The 3,604-nt window shown below is 39.9% G+C and carries 3 protein-coding genes; 1 reads left to right on the plus strand and 2 read right to left on the minus strand.

The window, feature by feature from the left end; genetic code table 11:
* Window positions 1–122: 122 nt before the first annotated feature.
* Window positions 123–869, plus strand: a complete 747-nt coding sequence (locus tag A9239_RS14005) for a class I SAM-dependent methyltransferase (protein ID WP_048120214.1) — start codon at window positions 123–125, stop codon at window positions 867–869.
* A gap of 765 nt (window positions 870–1,634) precedes the next feature.
* Here A9239_RS14005 and A9239_RS14010 read toward each other — a convergent pair.
* On the minus strand, window positions 1,635–2,384 hold the full coding sequence (locus A9239_RS14010; protein ID WP_048120215.1) for an SIMPL domain-containing protein: 750 nt from the start codon (window positions 2,382–2,384) through the stop codon (window positions 1,635–1,637).
* A gap of 398 nt (window positions 2,385–2,782) precedes the next feature.
* A partial coding sequence (locus tag A9239_RS14015) for a formylmethanofuran dehydrogenase subunit B (RefSeq protein WP_069575350.1) occupies window positions 2,783–3,604 on the minus strand: 822 nt, incomplete at its 5' end.

Genomic DNA, 3,604 nt, shown 5'->3' on the forward strand with positions numbered 1-3,604 from the left:
TTTACTGCGGAAAGTGCGATATATTTAAGCCGCCAAATAAGCGATATAAGCTCTTAAATAATAACTCATTTTGATATTATAAGGAAGATATAGAAAAAAGTGAGATTTGGAGTAGAGAAAGAATGTTTGTGGAGAGTGAAAAAAACGTATCCAAACTAAAAAATTTTTGGGTAGAATTTTTCGCAGATCGGAGAGACGGTGGCCACAGATCTTCAGATGAGGAATTTATTTTCATGGAAGCAAAGGAAAAACTGTTCCATCTTGATGGGGGCAAAACCCTGCTTGACTTTGGATGCGGTGCAGGCGAGCTCCTGGTTTACTATGCGCCGGAATATGAACAGCTCGTAGGAGTTGATTTTTCCGAATCCATGCTTGATGAAGCAAGCAAAAAAATCAAGGAAAGAAAATATGATAATATATCGTTAATTCAGGCTGATGATAAAACTGTCTGGGACAAACTGGAATGTTCTTTTGATCGAATAACTGCAGCTGGAGTGATTCAGTTTTTTACATTGCAAGAACTTGATAGCTTTATCTCTAATGCATCAAATTACCTTAATAAAGGGGGTAAAATAGTGCTGTTTGACATACTTGACCCCCGTTTATATCCATTATGGAAAATGGGGCTATTCTCACAAGATGCTGACCTCTGGAAAATTTTACGCAAAATAGGTTTTGAGTTTAAAGTTATGTTATCTGCAAGCTTGAGTAATCGACCAAGAGATATTCTTGGGTTTGCCCACAACCCCTATGCAGTTAAAAAAATAGCAGATAGATATGGTTTTGAAACTATCTTTGTAAAATCAATGTATTATGAGTACAAGTATCATGCAATAATATCCCGAACTTCAGAGGCCCAGAAGGTTTAAGAATCAAATTTGTGCTGGCGCAATCCGCTTCAAGCAATAGTGTATGTCCATGAAATCTCTCTGAATTCCTTTATATGCTCTATTCCATTATGCTCTATTCCATATTATAAACATTCAATGTATACTCGAAAGGGCGCGAATTTAAGTGCAGTATTGTTTACTCTTTTGATAGCAAACTCCGATAGACAGTACAGATAGGTAGGGGCTTCAAAGCTCAACTATGTAAGTTCCTTGCGTAAGACACTGGAGGAGCATAAAATACTTTTTAACTTTTTATATTTTTATGATAATGTGCTTAAAAAGATGATCTTTAAGGGATATTTTTTCTACCTATTTTGACTGCATTCTGTCAAAAAAGCTGTGTCAGTACTGTGAAGAGAATTCTGAATTCAGAAAATGAGAATAAAATGAAAAATAAGTTATCTTGAGCGAAGTGAAAAGAACCGCGTAATCTTGAGGTGCAATTCGGGGAGTGGAGCGAAAAAGATGCGTATTGTTGCAATTATATTGCAATCTCAGAAAATCACGTATAAAAAGTAAAAAAGAAGACTATAGGCGTCAACCGATAGATGATACAAAAAGATGCATTGATCGGGAAGTTGCAAATAACCTTTATCTGCAACTCCTGATCATTGATATACTTCAGTGATATACTTCAGTGATATACTTCAGTGATATACTTCAGTGATATACTTCAGTGATATACTTCAGTGCTTAAATTACTTAGTCCAAATTACTTAGTCCAAATTACTTAGTCCAAATTTCTTATTCAATGTAGTACGTAACCTGTACTGACATTGAGACGGTAGACTCGCCTGGCTGAATTGGGGTGGACTCTGCTCCCTTTGCTGTTGTTGCCATATCGTATTCGTAAATTGCTCTGGAACCACTGTTGTCACTTACAGATGAAGTTTGCACGCCGGTTATCTTAGTTCCCAGGCTCTTAGCAAGCGTAGTGGCTTTAGAGGATGCATCTGCTACGGCTTCATTCATCAGGTCTTCACGAAGCTGTTTTTGTTTATCATCGGATACCGAGAATGAAATGCTTCCAATATCATTAGCTCCAGCGGCCGTGGACCTGTCAATGATCTCACTCAGGTTGTCAAGATTTTGGGTTGTGACCTGCACACTATTGGATGCAGAGTAACCTTTAATTGTTTGCGTATCATTTGCATCATAGTTGTATACCGGGGATACGGAAACATAAGATGTCTGTATTTCCTTGTCCTGCAATCCCGTTGCTTTGAGTTCTGCTATTACAGCGTTCATAAGGGCTGCGTTTTTATCTGTCGCTTCCTTTGCAGTTTCAGATTGAACTACAACACCAATGTTCAGTGTTGCCGTGTCAGGGATAACTTTCTGTTCAGCATATCCACTAATGGAAATCGTATTTTCCGTATTATTTTCGGACCCACTCTGTGAAATGGCATATATCGTTGCTGACATCAGCGCCAGAACAACTGATAGTGCAATGATAACGTAATAAAGCTTATTGTTTTTATTTTCCTGTGGCATTTTCACATACTCCTTTTTCAATCTTTGTTAACTGTGATTCAGCCAGTTTTAGCAAGTCATAAATGTACCCCTACATATTAAAGAATTACTTAAACTTCAACTACAGTCGCAGTTATGGCAGTCACACGATATTGAAAGAAAAATAGGTATACAGTAATGGAAAGAAGAGGGGTTGAAAAATAAGAATTCGAGATTTCCCGGCATCAACCGGCAGGTCATATTCAAAGGATTGTAACCATTTTCAAAATAAAATGATTTTTAATTCTAACTTCAGCACTAAATTTTGGTATCGTATCCACAGGAAAATAAAACGAAAAAAAAGTGAGAGCTTTAATCACTCCCACATTAGCTGTTTGTTTTGCACTATCCTTTAAAGAATACGTGAGAACAGACTGAACTTACTTTCTTGCTTTGACCTTCTCAAAGAGCTGTTTTAAGGTGTCCTCATTGCTCTTCGTGAACTCGAAAGGCGAGCTTGTAAAGGGTTCGAAGTGAACTGGCACATCGTCGAGCCTGTAGAAGGTCCCGTCACATTCCATAGCGTCAATGACTCCCGGAAGTACAATATCCGAAGCAGCTACGGTGGGGCAGGGAGCGATATCCACGCAGATCATAGGCATCTCAGCGAGTAAAGAAGCGCAATCTGCAGGGATGTGGCAGACAAGGTCAGCACACATTACAAGAGCTGCATCCACGTCCTTTTCTCGAAGCAAATCTACGGTTGTAAACTCTCCAGGATTATAACGCGGGTGTCCACGCATGAAGTCAAGTCCGAAGGGGTAGCCGTACATGTAGGCAGCGACCTGGTTAAAGCCTGCCACATTGCAGTGACCACGTAGAGCTCCAAGGGTGAACTTTGTGAAATTGTTCAGTTCTTTTACCAGGTTCATTGCAATTTCGGCATTTCTGTGTTTTCCGATGGATGAGGAAAGCCCGAGTCCCACTGAGATAGCTCCGAAGGTGCAGTTCTTCATCATATCGAGCATTTCTTCCATAACAGGGATAGGGACTCCTGTGATTTCTTCTACTGAAGGATGGGGAGTTTTTCCGTGAAGCAAGGTCATAAGTGCACTGATCAGTTCGTAATCCGAACCGGGTTTGAGCTGTACGTGCAGGTCGGATGCTTCAGCAGTTGGAGTTCTTCTCGGGTCTACAGTGATAACTGTCCTGTCAAAACGTCCGCGTTTTGTCCAGTAACCTCTCGGGAAAACTGCGTACCT

The organism is Methanosarcina sp. A14, assembly GCF_001729375.1.
In the GTDB taxonomy this organism is placed as follows: Archaea; Halobacteriota; Methanosarcinia; order Methanosarcinales; family Methanosarcinaceae; genus Methanosarcina; species Methanosarcina barkeri.